Raw genomic sequence first — 16,616 nt, forward strand, 5'->3', positions numbered from 1 at the left:
AAAATCTCCATTCGGGGGTGATGTCCGCGCGGGGGGATGGGCGCGGGCGCCGGCAAGGGCGCGGAGGATCAGGGGAGCGGCAAAACCGCAGGTACGGCGTTCTGCGATGCGCTGGGGGAAGCGTCGCCGACGCGTACGGTGCAAGCCCGTCGTGGTGCCGGGTCCAGGTGTAACGACCGGGCGGGCCAGCTCATTCCCTGGACCATCGGTCGGGGCCGTGGGGGAGGATCGCGCTGGTCACCGATGCGTGGTCGGCGCCTACGTGGCCCCTACTTCGTCAGCCATGCATTACAACGCCACCCACCCGCCGAGGATTCCGTCCAGGGGCCACCCAGCGCCCACCGATTCCGGACAAAGGCCCCAATCCCGCACCTGGCTGCGGGCGGGCTGGCCAAGTCACCCGTGATGGCCGGCCCGGCACCTCCCGGGCCCGTGAAGCGGCTCCGGGTGCATCTGTTGTCGCCGGGGCAGCAGCAAGCGCACCCGGAGCGCGCAGGGTGCACGTGCAGTGGAGGTCGCCTGTCCCGTCATGTGACGGCGGTCACATTAGATACGAAACGGTTCCGTATCGATAATGTCGAGCCTACGCTCAGGTGGCGATTACGGACGCGACCGTATCGAAAAGCGGGGGGTGCGGGGAATGCCGCCGAATGCGAACACCGGACATCCGAGGAGGTGGGCGATCCTCGGAGTGCTGGTGATCAGCCTGCTCGTGGTCGTCCTGGACAACACCATCCTCAACGTCGCGCTGCGCACGCTCGCCGATCCGGTACACGGACTCGGCGCCAGCCACGGCGAGCTCGAATGGTTCATCAACTCCTACACGCTTGTCTTCGCCGGGCTGCTGTTCACCTTCGGCGTGCTCGGTGACCGGGCCGGTCGCCGCCGGATGATGCTCATCGGCCTGGTGCTGTTCGGTCTGGCGTCGCTGCTGTCCGCGTACGCGCAGAGCCCCGCACAGTTGATCGCCGCCCGCGCGCTGATGGGCGCCGGCGGTGCGGCCATCATGCCGGCCACTCTGTCGATCATCTCCAACGTCTTCGACCCGCGGGAGCGGGGACGGGCCATCGGGATATGGGCCGGCGCGGTCGGGTTGGCGATGGCGATCGGCCCGATCCTCGGCGGCCTGCTGCTGGAGCACTTCTGGTGGGGTTCGGTCTTCCTGATCAACGTGCCGGTCGTCGCGCTCGGCGTCGTCCTGGTGGCGCTGCTGGTGCCGGAGTCGCGGGATCCGAACCCGGGGCGCATCGACGTGCTCGGTGTCGCGCTGTCGGTGGTCGGCCTGGTCACGTTGACGTACGGCATCATCGACGGCGGCGAGCACGGCTTCGGTCGGCCGGTGGTCTGGGCCGCCATCGTCGGCGGGCTGGCGGTGCTGGCCTGGTTCATCGCCCACGAGCGGCGCAGCAGCCATCCCTCACTTGACGTACGCCTGTTCCGGGAACCGCGCTTCGCCGTACCGGTGGCACTGATCGGCCTGGTCTTCTTCGCCGCCATGGGCGTGATGTTCTTCAGCTCGTTCTACCTGCAACTGGTACGCGGCTACAGCCCGTTGCAGACCGGCCTGATCTTCCTGCCGTTCGCGGTCGCCCAACTCTTCTTCGCCCCGCGCAGCGCCGCCATGGTGCGCCGGTACGGCCCTCGGGCGGTCGCGGTGGTGGGGCTGGTGCTGTCCGCCGTGGCGCTTGGCGCGTTCGCCGTCATCGACGCGGTCACGCCCATCTGGGTGGTGCTCGTGTTCTTCTTCATCCAGGGCGCCGGGATGGCCAACATCATGCCGCCGGCCACCGAGTCGATCATGTCGGCGTTGCCGAGGGAGAAGGCCGGTGTCGGCTCCGCGGTCAGCAACACCATCCGCCAGGTGGCCGCCGCGCTGGGCGTGGCGGTGCTCGGTTCGGTGCTCGCGGCGGGCTACCGCAACGGCATCGACCCGGCCCTGACCGAGCTGCCACCGCAGGCGCGGGAGGCGGCCGGCGAGTCGATCTCCGGGGCGTACGCCGCCGCTGGTCAGCTCGGGCCGACGGCGCCGCAGCTGATCACGGCGGCCAACGACGCCTTCATCTCGGCGATGCACTGGTCGGCGGCGCTGGCCGCACTGGTCACCGCCGCCGGCATCCTGGTGGCGCTGCGCTGGATGCCCACCCGGTCCGGCACCGGCGCGCCGGCCACGGTCGGTGAACCCGAGTTGGCCGGCACCGCATAGCGTCGGGAACAATGCGGGCATGACGAGCACGGCAGACGCTCCGCGGCCGCCCGGCCGGCCGCGGAGCGTCCGCGCAGACGAAGCGATCATCGAGGCCACGCTGGACCTCCTCGCCGAGGGCAGCACGATCGAGGCGATCTCGGTCGAGGCGATCGCCGCGCGGGCCGGGGTCGGCAAGGCCACCATCTACCGTCGCTGGGCGGGCAAGGACGCGCTGCTGCACGACGCGCTGCGCACCCTCAAGGGCGAGCCGCCGCAGCCGTCCGGCCGGTCCGTCCGGGAGGATCTCGTCGCCCTGGTCGGCGCGGTCGGGCAGAACATCGACCCGCGCGCGGCGAAGATCATGCCCTGTCTGGTGCCCAACGTGAAACGCAATGCCGAGCACTACGCGCTGTACCAGAGCATCGTGGAGCCCCGCCGCGCGGTGATGCGCGAGGTGCTGCGGCGCGGCATCCGCGACGGCGAACTCCGCCCCGACATCGACGTCGAGGTCACCCTGGCTCTGATCACCGGCCCGCTGCTCATTCAACGGATGTTGAACTGGAACCCTGACCTCGACGAGACGACGCTGCCCGCGCGGGTCGTCGACCAGGTGCTGGCGGGCATCCAGGCCCGCTGAGGCCGGGGGCGCGCACCGCTGTGGGTCGGCGCGGACGGCGGACGAGCACGACGATCCGGTGCGGGATGACGACATCGGTGTGTATCGGTGTCGGGGCCCCGAGGCGTCGGTAGCGGCCTAGACTACGGGCGGCCCCGCACTCGTCGGGATCGTTGCCGCCATCGGAGGTCTCCGTGCCCTCGCCTGTCATCGACCTGGCCCTCGGGCCGGATTGGCTCGAACCGGAGTGGCTGATCTCGACCTTCGGGCTGATCGGCATCCTGGTGATCGTCTTCGCCGAGTCCGGGCTGCTGATCGGCTTCTTCCTGCCGGGTGACTCGCTGCTGTTCACCACCGGGTTGCTGGTCGCCGACGGGCAGTACCTCAAATATCCGCTGTGGCTGGTGTGTCTGCTCATCACCGTCGCCGCGATCGCCGGTGACCAGGTCGGCTACCTGTTCGGTCGCAAGGTCGGCCCGGCGCTGTTCCGGCGACCCAACTCACGCCTGTTCAAGCAGGAGAACCTGCTCAAGGCGCATGACTTCTTCGAGAAGTACGGCGCGCGCTCCATCGTGCTGGCCCGGTTCGTGCCGATCGTGCGGACGTTCACCCCGATCGTGGCCGGGGTGAGCCGGATGAACTACCGCACCTTCGTCATCTTCAACGTCATCGGCGGCATCCTCTGGGGCACCGGGGTGACCGTGCTGGGCTACTTCCTCGGGCAGATCCCGTTCGTCAAGGCCAACATCGAGTTCATCCTGATCGGCATCGTGGGGATCTCGGTCCTGCCGATCGCGGTGGAGCTGCTGCGGGCCTGGTTGGCCGCCCGGCGGGGAACCACCCCGCAGGAGCGGGCCGCCGCCGAGGAGGCGATCCGGGAAACCCGGCAGCACTACGGCAAGCACTGAGCCGCGCGCGGTCGTCGCGGGCCGGCGGCCAGGGATGAGCAGCCGGCTCAACCCCCGGGGGTACGCAGCCGGTGCAGCCGCAGCGCGAGCTGCACCTGAAGCGCCTGCTCCGGTTTCTGCCAGTCCGCGCCGAGCAGTTGCCCGACCCGCTCCAGCCGCTGGGTCACCGTGTTGACGTGCACGTGCAGCAGTTCGGCGGCCCGGGCCAGGCTGCCGCCGACGCCGAAGTAGGCCTCCAACGTCCGCACCAGTGCGGTGCCCCGACGGGCGTCGTAGTCGACGACCGGGCCGATGGTGGTGGCGAGGAACTGACTCACGTCGGCGTCACCGTCGCCGGAGACCGTGCCCAGCAGCAGTCCGACGAAGCCCAGCTCGGCGGTGCTCGCACCCTGCCCGGCCCGGCCCAACGCGCCCAACGCGGCCAGGCAGCGGTCGGCCTCCCGGAAGGCGGCGGCCAGCGACGTCGGCCCGGCGACCGGGCCGCTCGCTCCGGCGGTCACCGGCCGGCCGGTGATCCGGGACAGGTCCCGTGACACGGCCCGGGCGCTGCCCCCGGCATCCTGCCCGGGCAGCATCAGCACCACCCGCCCGTCGCGCGCCGCGGCCAGCCCACCGCGGGTCGAGGCGTACGTGGTGGCCCAGGAGAGCACCCGCTGGCGGGCCGATCCGGTGGCCGCGATCGCGTCGTCGTCGACCGCCACCAGCACGTGCGGGGCGTCCAGGTCCACCCCGAGGCGGCGGGCGCGGCTGCGCAGCGCGTCGGTGTCGCGCAACGGCCGGGCGATCAGGTCGTCGAGCAGTTCACCCCGGACCCGGCCCTCGGCCTCGGCCACGGTGCGTCGGAACAGCAGCAGCAACGCGGTGACCAGCGCCGCGCGTTCCAGGATCCGCTGGTCGGCGTCGGCCAGTTCGCCCTCCGGGTGCAACACCAGCGCACCCAGGTTCTCCGCACCGGCCACCACGGCGGCGTACCACACCTCGCCCCGGCGTACGCTGCGTCCCTCGGTCCGGGACGCGGCCACCGCCTCCACGAGGTCGGCGCGGTCCGGCTCGTCGAGCGCACCGACCCGGGCCAGCAGCCGGCCCTCGGCGTCCAACGCCAGCAGCGTCCCGCCCAGCACCTCGGTGACCGCCGCGGCGACGTCCTCCACCCCGCCCCCGCGCAGCACCAGCGCGGTCATCCGGTCGTGGGCCGCCGCGGCACGCTCGACGGAACTGCTGTGCGCCCGGATCGTGGTGTTGGCCGACGACAGCTCCGCCAACGCCGCCCGGGTCTCGGCCAGCAGCCGCGCGGTGTCGATCGCCACCGCGGCATGCGCGGCCAGCGAGAGCAGCAACGCCACCTCCTCGCGGACGAACGGCCGGGCCGAACGGTTCGCCGCGTAGAGCACGCCGATGCTGGTGGAGCCGAGCCGCAGCGGCACCCCGAGGATCGCCACCAGCCCCTCCTCGCCCACCCCGGCGTCGATCTCCCGGGTGTGGTGGAAGCGCTCGTCCTGCGGGTAGTTCGCGGTCACGTACGGGGCGCCCGACTGGGCCACCAGCCCGCCGAGGCCGGCGCCCATCGGCAGCCGCAGCTGCTGGAAGCGGGCCGACACCGAGCCGTCGGTGACGCGCATGTAGGTGTCGCCGCGTTCGGCGTCGTTGAGGGTCATGTAGGCGACGTCCGCGCCGAGCAGGTGCCGGGCCCGGTGCACGATGGCCCGCAGCACGTCGTCCAGGTCACGCAGCCCGGCCAGGTCGCTGACCGTGTCGTACAGGCTCAGCAGTTCGCTCTCCCGGCGGCGGCGGCGCTCCAGCAGCGCGCGGACCCGCAGCGCCACCGTCTTGGCCTGCTCCAGCTCGGCGATCTGGTCGGCGGGCAGCCCGGCCGAGCGGGCGGCGACCAGCGGACCCTCGAACTCGACCGCAGCGGCTTCCCGGGCGAGCAGTTCCAGGAACTCCAGCGGCGACGACATGACCGACATTGTGCGGGGGGACACTAGTTCGCCGTCCAGCCCCCGTCGAGCGCGATCGACGCGCCGGTGATGAACGCCGCTGGCGGTGAGCAGAGGTAGGCCAGCAGTTCGGCCACCTCGTCCGGCTCGATCAGGCGTTTGATCGCGGCCCGGGCCAGCATGATCTTCTCGATCACCTCGGTCTCCGGGATGCCGTGCGTGGCGGCCTGGTCGGCGATCTGTCCCTCCACCAGGGCGGTGCGCACGTACGCGGGGTTGATGCAGTTGGCCGTCACCCCGTACGCCGCGCCCTCCAGCGCCACCACCTTGGACAGCCCTTCCAGGGCGTGTTTCGCCGCGACGTACGCCGCCTTGTAGGGCGAAGCGCGCAGCCCGTGCACCGAGGAGATGTTGACGACCCGACCCCAGCCCTGCGCGTACATGTGCGGCAGCGCCCGCCGGATCAGCAGGAACGGCGCCTCGACCATCACCCGCTGCAGGTACTCGAAGCGTTCGACCGGGAAGTCCTGGATCGGGGCGACGTGCTGCAGACCGGCGTTGTTGACCACGATGTCCACGCCGGCGTCGAGCCGGTCCACCGCGGCGGCGTCGGCCAGATCCACCCCCACGGCCCGACCGCCGGCCTCCGCCGCCACCTGCTCGGCCGCCTCGGCGTTGCGGTCGACCACCAGCACCTGGGCGCCGGCCACGGCCAGCCGTAGGGCGCAGGCCCGACCGATGCCGCTGCCGCCGCCGGTCACCACAGCGGTGCGGCCGGTGAGGTCGACGTTCACGACGTGGGGGCGCGCCACGGGTTCTGCCGTCATGGCGCATGAAACTACGAGCTGGGTGGCCGGGCGCACATGGCGTACGCGCACATACTCCTACGATGGCAGGTGGCCTCCGGCTACATTCCGTCGCCGTTGACGTCACCGGTGTGGCGGCGGTGCCGTCGCCCGGGCGTGTCCCCGGGCGCGGCCCCGCAGGAGCATCGGTAGGGTGTCGAACACACGTACTGCTCGACGGCTGGGAGGGGGAGGCGTGCGGGTGCTCGGCGTCGACCCGGGGCTCACCCGGTGCGGGGTGGGTGTGGTCGAGGGAGTGCCGGGTCGCCCCTGCACGCTCGTCGCCTACTACGTGATCTACACCGATCCGGCCGACGAGCTGCCGACCCGCCTGCTGCACCTGGACCGGTCGCTCACCGACCTGGTCGCCGAGCACCGGCCGGACAGTGTCGCCGTGGAGCGGGTGTTCAGCCAGCACAATGTCCGGACGGTGATGGGCACCGCCCAGGCCAGCGGGATCGCCGTACTCGCCGGGGCGCGGGCCGGGCTGTCGGTGCAGACGTACACCCCGAGTGAGGTGAAGGCGGCGGTGACCGGCTCGGGTCAGGCGGACAAGGCGCAGATCACCGCGATGGTGACCCGGCTGTTGCGGCTGCCCGAGCCACCCCGGCCGGCCGACGCCGCGGACGCCCTGGCGCTGGCCATCTGCCACGTGTGGCGTGGTGGTACCCGGTCCAAGCTGGCCGCCGCCGCGGACCGGGTCAGACGAGGAGGAGCGAGATGATCGCCAGTGTGCGTGGCGTGGTGACCGCCACCGGCCCGGACCATGCGGTCATCGAGGTCGGTGGGGTCGGCCTGGCCGTGCAGTGTGCCCCCGGCACCATCGCCGACCTGCGGGTCGGCCAGCCTGCCCGGCTGGCCACCAGCCTGGTCGTCCGGGAGGATTCGCTCACCCTCTACGGCTTCGCCGACGACGACGCGAAGGCGCTGTTCGAGCTGCTGCAGACCGCGAGCGGGGTTGGCCCTCGCCTGGCCCAGGCGGTGCTGGCCGTGCACACCCCCGACGCGGTACGCAAAGCCATCGCCAATGCCGACACCGCCGCGCTGACCCGGGTTCCCGGCATCGGGAAGAAGGGCGCCGAACGGCTGGTGCTGGAGTTGCGTGACCGCATCGGCCCGGTCCCGGTGGGCGCCGACGGCGCGGCCGGGGTCACCGGGGGCGCCTGGCCGGAGCAGGTCCGCCAGGCGTTGATCGGGCTCGGCTGGACGGCGAGCCAGGCCGACCAGGCGGTCGCCGCGGTCGCGGAGACCGTCGACGGGGCCGCCCCGCCGGTGCCGGTGCTGCTCAAGCAGGCCATCCGGCTGCTGGGCCGGACCCGATGAGCGCGAGGAGTGAGCCGGGTCTGCGAGCCCCGCAGTCGCGAATGAAGATGATCCCGTGTGTGAGGAGTGAGCCGGGTCTGCGAGCCCCGCAGTCGCGAATGAAGATGATCCCGTGTGTGAGGAGTGAGCCGGGTTTGCCAGCCCCGCAGTCGCGAATGAGGATGATCTGGTGACCGGCCCCGACAGCGGCCTGGTCTCGGCGTACGTCAACGATGCGGACCGGGACGCCGAGGTCAGCGTCCGGCCCAAGCGCCTCGACGAGTTCATCGCCCAGCATCGGGTCCGTGACCAGCTCGACCTGTTGTTGCAGGGCGCGATGCGGCGCGGCTCGCCGCCGGATCACATCCTGCTCTCGGGGCCGCCCGGCCTCGGCAAGACCACCCTGGCCAACATCGTCGCCGCGGAGCTGGGCGCGGGCATCCGGGTGACCAGCGGGCCGGCGATCGAGCGCTCCGGTGATCTGGCCGCGATCCTGACCAGCCTCGCCGAGGGCGATGTGCTGTTCATCGACGAGATCCACCGCATCGCCAAGCCGGCGGAGGAACTCCTCTACAGCGCGATGGAGGACTTCCGGGTCGACGTGGTGGTGGGCAAGGGTCCCGGCGCCACCGCCATCCCACTGGACGTCGAGCCGTTCACCCTGGTCGGCGCGACCACCCGGTCCGGTCTGCTGACCGGTCCGATGCGTGACCGGTTCGGCTTCGTCGCGCACCTGGACTTCTACGCCCCGGCCGACCTGGAGACGCTGCTGCACCGCTCGGCCCGCATTCTCGGCGTGCCGATCACCGACGACGGCGCGGCCGAGATCGCCGGCCGGTCCCGGGGCACCCCGCGGATCGCCAACCGGCTGCTGCGCCGGGTGCGTGACTACGCCGAGGTACGCGCCGACGGTGTGGTCACCCTCGACACCGCCCGTTCCGCATTGACGGTCTACGATGTGGATGCGCTCGGGCTGGACCGGCTGGACCGGGCGGTGCTCACTGCGTTGGTCGACTCGTTCCGGGGCGGTCCGGTCGGCCTGTCCACCCTCGCGGTGGCGGTGGGGGAGCAGCCGGACACTGTCGAGGAGGTGTGCGAGCCGTTCCTGGTGCGGGCCGGGCTGCTGGCCCGTACGCCGCGGGGTCGGGTGGCGACGGAGGCTGCTTGGCGACACCTGGGTCGTACACCGCCAAATGGTACATTTGGGGCTGACGCTCCCCTCGCGCCCGACCTGTTTTCCGTGGACACGGGGGAGCCGTGATCTGTTCGTGATCTGCGGCGCGTTCGGCGTTCCCAGATACAGCGACTAGACTCGCCGCGGTCTGTACAGGATGTGAAAATCCGCCTCCGCTCCGGTGCCACGTGCCGGCTCGAGGCCAATGGGAAGGTCGACAACTGTGTTTTACGCAGCAGAAGGCAGCGGAGCGGGTAGCTTCACGCCGATCCTCATGATCGCGCTGCTCTTCGGCGTCATGTACTTCATGATGATCCGCCCGCAGCAGAAGCGCCGCCGCGAGGCGGAGGCGATGCAGTCCGGCCTGTCCATCGGCGACGAGGTGGTGACCATCGGCGGCTTGTACGGCGTGGTCTCCGGGATCGAGGACGACAGCGTCCTGCTCGAGGTCGCCCCCGGAGTGCAGACCCGTTACGCCCGACCGGCGATCGCCCGCGTGGTGACCAAGGCGGAGCGCCCCACGGAGCCGGTGGCTGAGGAAACCGACGCCGTCAAGGAGTGACCGAACCCACCCTGGCCTGCCGGTACGCCGGCGCGGCCGGGGTGGGGACAGCCCGCACGCGTCCCCGTCGGGCAACCACCGCCGAACGCGGTGTGACAACTGAATAGCAGGCCGACGCCGGGCGTCGGCGCGCCGGTTCGCTTCCGGTCCACGCGCCCCGCGTCGACCATCAGAGGCGGCGGCGTCAGCCCCGGGCGCCGTCGGAAGGCAGATCGTCGGCCGGGCAGACCGGCCGACCCGCCGTCGCGCCTGCGGCGGCGCGACCGCACAGGGAGACAGGACAGCCGTGGCACCACCTCAGGGACAGATGCGCCCGGGACGGCAATTGGCCGTACTGGGCGGCATCCTTGTCGTCCTCTATCTTTTGGTGTTCTTCGCGGGCGGTGCCAGCGGAGGCTGGAAGGACCGGCTCGAACCGCGCCTCGGTCTTGACCTTGTCGGCGGTACCCGGCTCACGCTGGAGGCGACGAACACCCTCGACGGCCGGGCCCCGACGGCGGACAACCTCGAACAGGCCCGCCAGATCATCGAGAGCCGGGTCAACGCGTACGGCGTTGCCGAGGCCGAGGTGGTCACCGAGGGCGACCGCAACATCGTCGTCTCCCTGCCCGGCGAGAACCGCGACCTGACCGAGATCGGTAGCGCCGCCGAGCTGCGCTTCCGCAAGGTCCTGAAGATCGTCGACGGCAGCGGTGCGATCCCCTCGCCGGCGCCCAGCCCGAGCGACAGCGCCGACCCGGCCGCCACCCCGAGCCCGACCGGCAGCACCACCCCCACCCCGAACGCCGAGGCCACGGCATCGCCGTCCGGCGGTCAGGGCGGTGGCGCCCCGTCGGAGACCCCGAGCGCGACCCCGTCGCCGAGCGCCAGCGCGTCGCCGAGCGCCAGCGAGGAGCCGGTGCCGCAGAGCCTCGAAGAGCAGCGCAAGGCCGTCGAGGCGAAGGTCGGCGCGGAGGCCTGGGCCGCCGCGAGCGGCCTGCAGGCGCCGGCCGACTTCAGCGCCGACCCCACGCTTGCCGAGAAGCTCAAGCCCTTCGCCGAGCTGACCGGCCGTGAGGTCGCGGTGCTGCCGACCCAGATGCAGTTCAACGTGCCGACCATCGGCTGCCTCCAGCTCGACGACCGGCCCCCGGCGTCCATCTCCGCCGAGGACCAGCAGGTCGTCGCCTGTGAGGGCGGTTACGCCAAGAACCTGCTGGACCAGGCGAAGGTGCTCGGCACCGACGTCGACTCGGCCGCCGCGGTGCGGGACCAGACCAGCCAGTGGGTGGTCAGCCTGGACTTCACCCGCAACGGCCAGGAGAAGTGGACCGCGCTGACCCGCGAGGCCTTCAACAACGAGGGTCAGGCGTGTGACGCCTCCGCGCTCGGTGACGAGGGCCGCTGCCGCGTCGCCGTGGTGCTGGACAACCAGATCATCTCCTCGCCGCAGATCCAGGGCGTGCTCACCGGCAACTCCCAGATCACCGGTAACTTCAGCAACGCCGAGGCCAGCGAGCTGGCCGGCTACCTGAACTACGGCGCCCTGCCGGTCACCTTCGAGGCGCAGGAGCAGCAGAACGTCACCGCCACCCTGGGCGCCAGCTACCTGCGGGCCGGTCTGCTCGCCGCCGGTATCGGCATGCTGCTGGTCATCATCTACTCGTTCTTCTACTACCGGCTGCTCGGCACGGTGATCTTCGCGAGCCTGGTGCTGTCGGCGTTGCTGCTCTTCGGCGCGCTCGTGGTGCTCGGCCGGCAGATCGGCTTCACCCTCACCCTCGCCGGCATCTCCGGCATCATCGTTTCGCTAGGTGTGGCGGCGGACTCGTTCGTCATCTACTTCGAGCGACTAAAGGACGAGATCCGCGAGGGCCGCAGCCCGCGTAGCGCGGTCTCCCGCGCCTGGGTCCGCGCCCGCCGTACGATCATCTCGGCGAACGCCATCACGATCATGTCGGCGGTGGTCCTCTACGTCGTCTCGGTCGGTACGGTCAAGGGATTCGCCTTCGCCCTCGGTCTGGCCACCGTGCTGGACCTGGTCGTGGTCTTCCTCTTCCGGCACCCGATGATGACGATGCTCGCCCGGAGCCAAGCGTTCCTGTCCCCGCGGGTCAGTGGTCTCGGCCGGGCGCTGCCGGCCAAGTCGGAGCAGGCCCAGCCCCGCAACCCGCGTGTCAAGGAGGCCTGAGATGGCTGCTGAGAACTCTCTGGCAAGCCGCCTCTACCGGGGCGAGGCCGGCCTCAACGTCGTCGGCAAGCGCAAGATGTGGTTCACCGCGGCGGCCGTGCTGGTGCTGATCGCGTTGGCCAGCATCCTCATCAAGGGGTTCAACCCGGGCATCGAGTTCGCCGGCGGCAACTCGTTCCAGATCCCCACCAGCGTCGGCACCATGCAGCAGGCCGAGGAGACCGCAGGCGAGTCGCTGAGCACCGCGGGCGCCCACGTGGTCACCGCCCAGCAGGTCGGCGGGGCCGGCGGCTCGTTCTACGAGCTGCGGACCACCCAGCTCGACCAGTCGCAGGCCGAGACCGTCCGGCTGGACATGGCCGAGCGGTTCGGCATCGACGCGAACGAGATCAGCGCCAACCGGGTCAGCGAGGCCTGGGGTAGCCAGGTGACCAACCGGGCCCTGCTCGGTCTGGTCATCTTCATCGCCCTGGTCACGGTCTACCTGGTGCTGCGCTTCGAGTGGCAGATGGCGGTCGCGGCCATCTTCTCCCTGGTGATGAACCTGGTGCTCACCGCCGGCATCTACTCGATCGTCGGCTTCGAGGTCACACCGTCGACGATCATCGGTTTCCTCACCATCCTGGGCTTCGCGCTCTATGACGTGGTGGTGGTCTTCGACAAGGTGCAGGAGAACGCCAGAGGCATCACCGCGAACAACAACCAGACCTACGGCGAGGCCGCCAACCTGGCCGTCAACCAGAGCCTGATGCGGTCGGTCAACACCTCGGTGGTGGCGCTGCTGCCGGTCGGCGGCATCCTCTTCATCGGTGCCGGTCTGCTCGGCGCGGGCACCCTGAAGGACCTGGGTCTGGTGCTGTTCGTCGGTATGGCCATGGCGTTCATCACCTCGATCACGCTGGCCACCCCGCTGCTGGTGGTGCTGAAGAACCGCGACCCGCGGATCCAGGCGCACAACAAGCGGGTGCAGGCCCGTCGGGCCAACCCGGTGCCGGCGAAGGAGGCCCGCGTCAAGGCGGCCACGGCCGCCGCGGTCGAGGGCGACGACGAGGAGCCGTTGCCGGCGGAGACCGATGCGGCTCTGGCCGGTGCGGCGGCCCCGAAGGTGGGCGCCCGGCCGGCGGGCAAGCGCTCCGGCGGCGCCCGCGGTGGGCGGCCCGGCGGCGGTAACCGTCCGGGCGGCGGAAAGCGACGCTGAGCGACACCGGGGCCACCCGGTAGGAACTGATCCGGCGGCGTCCGGCATGCTGTGCGAGCAGCGTGCCGGACGCCGCCGTCGTCGTGGAAGGGAAGCGGAGCTACCGTGACGGAGACCCACAGCAGCGGGGTACGGGGAGACAGCGGCCCGGAAGTCGCCCGACTGGTCGCCAGCCGGGTGCTCGACGTGCCCGACTTCCCCAAGCCTGGCGTCATGTTCAAGGACCTCATGCCGTTGTTCGCCGACGGTGCCGCCTTCCGTGAGGTGATCGACGGGATCGTCGCGTACCACGGGCGGGAGTCCTTCGACACAGTGGTCGGCATCGAGGCGCGCGGCTTCGTCGTCGCCGCCGCCATCGCGTACGCCACCGGAGTCGGTGTGGTGCCGGTCCGCAAGGCCGGCAAGCTGCCCCGACCCGCGTACGCCGCCTCCTACGCCCTGGAGTACGGCGAGGCCACGCTGGAGGTGCACCAGGACGCCTTCACCGCCGGACACCGGGTCCTGGTGGTGGACGACGTCCTGGCCACCGGGGGCACCGCCGCGGCGACGCTGGACCTGGTCGAGCGTGCCGGTGGCACCGTGACCGGGTTCACCGTGCTGCTGGAGCTGGCCTTCCTCAAGGGGCGGGAGCGGCTGGCGCCGCGCGACGTCCATGCCCTGTTGACCGTTTGAGCGCCGACCGCCACCGGACGAGGCGGCACGGTACGTCCGGCGGAGCGGCAGGGCACTGTCGGTGCGGGTAGCATTGCCCATTGCTGAGCGGACGGTGAGCCGTCCGAGCGGCACGAGACCAGGCCGGCCGGCGCACGGTCGGTTCGTTTCCGGCGAGCGGTGAGGAGGCCGGTGTCCCACGATGTCGCCCCTCCGGTGGAGGGCACGGTGCATCCGACAGGCGACGCGGACGGCTCGGTGAACCGCAACAGTGCCGCTACGGCGCCGGGCGGCGGGCCGGGTACGGCGCTACCCACCGGCGATGTGGTCCGTACGGGTGCCGGTGCCAACGTCGCACCCGTCGAGGCCGCCGCTGATTCCCCGCCGAGCAGTGGCTTCGCGTTCTCCCACGCGCCCACCGGGCGGCGGGTCCGGGCGCGGCTGGCCCGGTTCAACGCGCCCTGGCAGTCCTCGCAGGTCAGCGAGGTGCTGGAGCCGCTGATCTCGTCACACCGGGAGAATCACCCCAAGGCTGACGCGCGGCTGTTGCAGCGGGCCTTCGACACGGCGGCCCGCTGGCACTCCGGCCAGTACCGCAAGTCCGGTGACCCGTACATCACCCATCCGCTCGCGGTGGCGACCATCCTGGCCAACCTGGGGATGGACACCACCACGCTTGTCGCCGCGCTGCTGCACGACACCATCGAGGACACCGAGTACACCCTCGACCAGATGCGGACGGACTTCGGTGGCGAGGTCGCCCTGCTTGTCGACGGCGTCACCAAGCTGGACAAGGTCAAGCTCGGGGACGCGGCGAAGGCGGAGACCATCCGCAAGATGGTCGTCGCCATGGCCAAGGACCCGCGGGTCCTGGTGATCAAGCTGGCCGACCGGCTGCACAACATGCGTACGCTGACCTTCCTGCCCCGGCCCAAGCAGGAGCAGAAGGCCAAGGAGACCCTGGAAATCCTCGCCCCACTCGCGCACCGCCTCGGTATGAACACCATCAAGTGGGAGCTGGAGGATCTGGCCTTCGGCACCCTGTTCCCGAAGCGGTTCGAGGAGATCAACCGACTGATCGGGGAGCACCAGCCGCAGCGGGAGGCGTTGCTGCGGCAGGTGACCCAGAAGGTGCAGACCGACCTGAAGGCCGCCAAGATCAAGGCGGAGACCACCGGTCGGCCGAAGCACCTCTACTCGATCTACCAGAAGATGATCGTGCGGGGTCGGGACTTCAACGACATCTACGACCTGGTGGGTGTGCGGATCCTGGTCGACACGGTGCGGGACTGCTACGCGGCGTTGGGGGTCATCCACGCCAACTGGCAGCCGGTGCCGGGCCGGTTCAAGGACTACATCGCCATGCCCAAGTTCAACATGTACCAGTCGTTGCACACCACGGTGATCGGGCCGACCGGTAAGCCGGTGGAGATGCAGATCCGCACGTACGCGATGCACCGTACGGCGGAGTTCGGCATCGCGGCGCACTGGAAGTACAAGGAGCACAAGGGCACTCAGATCGTCGGTCCGCCGGCGCACATCGACGAGATGACCTGGCTGCGGCAGTTGCTGGACTGGCAGCGGGAGGCCGCGGACCCGAGCGAGTTCCTGGATGCGCTGCGGTTCGACCTGTCCAGCCAGGAGGTGTACGTCTTCACCCCCAAGGGTGACGTCATTCCGCTGCCGACCGGGTCGACGCCTGTGGACTTCGCGTACGCGGTGCACACCGAGGTCGGGCACAAGTGCATCGGGGCGCGGGTCAACGGCAAGCTGGTGCCGCTGGAATCGACGCTGTCCAACGGCGACGTGATCGAGATCTTCACCTCGAAGTCCGACACGGCCGGCCCGACGCAGGACTGGCTCGGCTTCGTCAAGAGCCCTCGGGCGCGGACGAAGATCCGGCAGTACTTCAACAAGGAGCGCCGCGAGGAGGCGATCGAGGAGGGCAAGGACTCGATCGTCAAGGCGATGCGCAAGCAGGGCATGCCGTTGCAGCGGATGCTCACCTCCGACAACCTGATGGCGATCGCCCGGGACCTGCACCTGGCCGACGTGGCGTCGCTGTACGCCGCGGTGGGTGACAGTCAGGTCTCCGCCCAGTCGGTGGTGCAGAAGCTGATGGCCACCTACGGCGGTGAGGAGGGCGCGGCCGAGGACATCGCCGAGACCGCGGTGGCCACCCGTCCGCCGCGCAGCCGGGTCTCCAGCCACGACCCCGGTGTGGTCGTACGCGGTGTCAGCGACGTCTGGATCAAACTCGCCCGCTGCTGCACCCCGGTGCCCCCGGACACGGTCTTCGGTTTCGTGACCCGCTCCGGCGGCGTCAGCGTGCACCGCGACGACTGCGCCAACGCCGAGGACCTACGCGCCCAGGGTGAACGGGTGGTCGAGGTGAGTTGGAAGCTCACCTCCGCCTCGACCTTCCTGGTCGCCATCCAGGTGGAGGCCCTCGACCGGCACAAGCTGCTCGCCGACGTCACCCGGGTGCTCTCCGAAGAGCGGGTCAACATCCTCTCCGCCACCGTCACCACCACCCGCGACCGGGTGGCGGTCAGCCGGTTCAGCTTCGAGATGGCCGACCCGAAACACCTGGGGCACTTGCTCGCCGCCGTCCGCAAGGTGGACGGCGTCTTCGACGCCTACCGCGTAACCTCCGGCTCCTAACCCACCCCACTACTCCCCGCACCCCACCCCGCGCACGGCCCGCACACGCGGCCCTGCCCGGGGTGCCGTGCGTGGGTCGCCCCCTGCGTGGCTCGTGCTTACACGTGGATCTTGCACTTTCGGTCTCCGAATACCGGGATGAATGCCGCGAAAGGGCGACACAAAGTGCAAGATCCACGTGTACGGACGGTGCGCACGGACGCGCGCCCGACAGCGCCTGCGCGCGCAGGCTCTGTGCTCGGCGATCTTGCACTTTGGGTCGTCACATAGCGGGATGAATAGCGCATAAAGGCGACGCGAAGTGCAAGATCGCGGGTGTGCGGGTGTGCGGGTGTGCGGGTGTGCGGGTGTGCGGGTGTGCGGGTGTGCGGGTGTGCGGGTGTGCGGGTGTGCGGGTGTGCGGG

At 70.6% G+C, this 16,616-nt stretch carries 12 protein-coding genes and 1 pseudogene; 11 read left to right on the top strand and 2 right to left on the bottom strand.

Annotated elements, in window-relative coordinates:
- The first annotated feature begins 640 nt into the window (after positions 1–640).
- From Vgi01_RS21610 to Vgi01_RS21620, 3 genes are all read left to right on the top strand, one after another.
- A complete protein-coding gene (locus Vgi01_RS21610) occupies positions 641–2,203 on the top strand; it encodes an MFS transporter (RefSeq protein ID WP_204292181.1) in 1,563 nt (520 codons plus the stop codon).
- A gap of 19 nt (positions 2,204–2,222) precedes the next feature.
- A complete protein-coding gene (locus Vgi01_RS21615; RefSeq protein ID WP_102660767.1) occupies positions 2,223–2,822 on the top strand; it encodes a TetR/AcrR family transcriptional regulator in 600 nt (199 codons plus the stop codon).
- Between the two features lie 173 nt (positions 2,823–2,995).
- On the top strand, positions 2,996–3,709 hold the full coding sequence (locus Vgi01_RS21620; RefSeq protein ID WP_102660766.1) for a DedA family protein: 714 nt from the start codon (positions 2,996–2,998) through the stop codon (positions 3,707–3,709).
- A 47-nt stretch (positions 3,710–3,756) separates the two neighbouring features.
- Here Vgi01_RS21620 and Vgi01_RS21625 read toward each other — a convergent pair whose 3' ends face one another.
- Positions 3,757–5,676 carry a helix-turn-helix domain-containing protein gene (locus Vgi01_RS21625; protein WP_203224418.1) on the bottom strand — a complete coding sequence of 640 codons (1,920 nt, stop codon included), beginning with the start codon at positions 5,674–5,676 and terminating at the stop codon, positions 3,757–3,759.
- A 14-nt stretch (positions 5,677–5,690) separates the two neighbouring features.
- A complete protein-coding gene (locus tag Vgi01_RS21630; RefSeq protein ID WP_203224417.1) occupies positions 5,691–6,473 on the bottom strand; it encodes a 3-hydroxybutyrate dehydrogenase in 783 nt (260 codons plus the stop codon).
- A 214-nt stretch (positions 6,474–6,687) separates the two neighbouring features.
- Between Vgi01_RS21630 and ruvC the strand changes: the two genes are divergently transcribed.
- The 8 genes and pseudogenes from ruvC to Vgi01_RS21670 all read left to right on the top strand — a co-directional run bounded on the left by ruvC (position 6,688) and on the right by Vgi01_RS21670 (position 16,212).
- Positions 6,688–7,215, top strand: a complete 528-nt coding sequence (gene ruvC, locus Vgi01_RS21635; protein WP_204292182.1) for a crossover junction endodeoxyribonuclease RuvC — start codon at positions 6,688–6,690, stop codon at positions 7,213–7,215.
- Positions 7,212–7,814: a Holliday junction branch migration protein RuvA gene (ruvA, locus tag Vgi01_RS21640; RefSeq protein ID WP_013732721.1), complete on the top strand. Its 603-nt coding sequence runs from the start codon at positions 7,212–7,214 to the stop codon at positions 7,812–7,814. The genes ruvC and ruvA overlap by 4 nt, the downstream gene beginning before the upstream one ends.
- 169 nt (positions 7,815–7,983) lie before the next feature.
- On the top strand, positions 7,984–9,054 hold the full coding sequence (gene ruvB, locus Vgi01_RS21645) for a Holliday junction branch migration DNA helicase RuvB (RefSeq protein WP_204292183.1): 1,071 nt from the start codon (positions 7,984–7,986) through the stop codon (positions 9,052–9,054).
- A 136-nt stretch (positions 9,055–9,190) separates the two neighbouring features.
- Positions 9,191–9,529, top strand: a complete 339-nt coding sequence (gene yajC, locus Vgi01_RS21650) for a preprotein translocase subunit YajC (RefSeq protein ID WP_204292184.1) — start codon at positions 9,191–9,193, stop codon at positions 9,527–9,529.
- A gap of 286 nt (positions 9,530–9,815) precedes the next feature.
- The gene (secD, locus tag Vgi01_RS21655; protein ID WP_204292185.1) at positions 9,816–11,699 is read left to right on the top strand and encodes a protein translocase subunit SecD; all 1,884 of its coding nucleotides are present in this window, start codon (positions 9,816–9,818) and stop codon (positions 11,697–11,699) included.
- Between the two features lies 1 nt (position 11,700).
- A pseudogene (secF, locus tag Vgi01_RS21660) lies at positions 11,701–12,681 on the top strand (protein translocase subunit SecF); the annotation flags it as partial.
- A 321-nt stretch (positions 12,682–13,002) separates the two neighbouring features.
- On the top strand, positions 13,003–13,569 hold the full coding sequence (locus Vgi01_RS21665) for an adenine phosphoribosyltransferase (RefSeq protein WP_204292187.1): 567 nt from the start codon (positions 13,003–13,005) through the stop codon (positions 13,567–13,569).
- 171 nt (positions 13,570–13,740) lie between these two features.
- Positions 13,741–16,212 carry a RelA/SpoT family protein gene (locus Vgi01_RS21670; protein WP_102660758.1) on the top strand — a complete coding sequence of 824 codons (2,472 nt, stop codon included), beginning with the start codon at positions 13,741–13,743 and terminating at the stop codon, positions 16,210–16,212.
- The last annotated feature ends 404 nt before the right edge of the window (positions 16,213–16,616 follow it).

The sequence above is a fragment of the Micromonospora gifhornensis genome, from assembly GCF_016863515.1.
GTDB lineage: Bacteria > Actinomycetota > Actinomycetes > Mycobacteriales > Micromonosporaceae > Micromonospora > Micromonospora gifhornensis.

Bases quoted from the DNA above. Each gene is read 5' to 3' on its own strand.
- Vgi01_RS21615 (WP_102660767.1), top strand. From the start codon at position 2,223: ATGACGAGCACGGCAGACGCTCCGCGGCCGCCCGGCCGGCCGCGGAGC.
- Vgi01_RS21625 (WP_203224418.1), bottom strand. From the start codon at position 5,676: ATGTCGGTCATGTCGTCGCCGCTGGAGTTCCTGGAACTGCTCGCCCGG.
- Vgi01_RS21630 (WP_203224417.1), bottom strand. From the start codon at position 6,473: ATGACGGCAGAACCCGTGGCGCGCCCCCACGTCGTGAACGTCGACCTC.
- ruvA (WP_013732721.1), top strand. From the start codon at position 7,212: ATGATCGCCAGTGTGCGTGGCGTGGTGACCGCCACCGGCCCGGACCAT.
- Vgi01_RS21610 (WP_204292181.1), top strand. From the start codon at position 641: ATGCCGCCGAATGCGAACACCGGACATCCGAGGAGGTGGGCGATCCTC.